The organism is Streptomyces fildesensis, assembly GCF_016107395.1.
GTDB lineage: Bacteria > Actinomycetota > Actinomycetes > Streptomycetales > Streptomycetaceae > Actinacidiphila > Actinacidiphila fildesensis.
The window spans coordinates 1-286 of record NZ_JAAIKO010000266.1 but is presented as its reverse complement, the minus strand read 5'-3'; the positions used below and the strand labels follow the sequence as shown (position 1 = coordinate 286).

Annotated in this window: 1 protein-coding gene; it reads right to left on the bottom strand. The window is 43.0% G+C overall.

Annotation, left to right across the window (positions count from 1 at the left end):
* The coding region (locus C6N31_RS42860; RefSeq protein ID WP_198359709.1) for a pepsin-like aspartyl protease at positions 1-229 on the bottom strand (229 nt) is incomplete at its 3' end.
* Positions 230-286 lie beyond the last annotated feature (57 nt).

Below are 286 nucleotides of genomic sequence, written 5' to 3'. Positions count from 1 at the left end.
GGGCTGCCTTTCCCTCCCCAACTTTGAGAATATATTGTTTTGGAGTTAAACTAAAAACTCTTCCACCAATCACAAATGAAACATCAGGCATAGCACCCAACTTGCCACAGTCAACAGCTGATTCTCCCATCGGACTTGGTATCCTATCACATAGATCATTCACATAGTTCACTATCTGCTCATGAGTTTTATTTTGCTTAAGTTGGGTTTGTATCCATACGATTGCCATCTGGCAGCTAGAGCACATCGTCTCTCTCCATCCGTCGGATGCTTTTTCAGTGTGCAT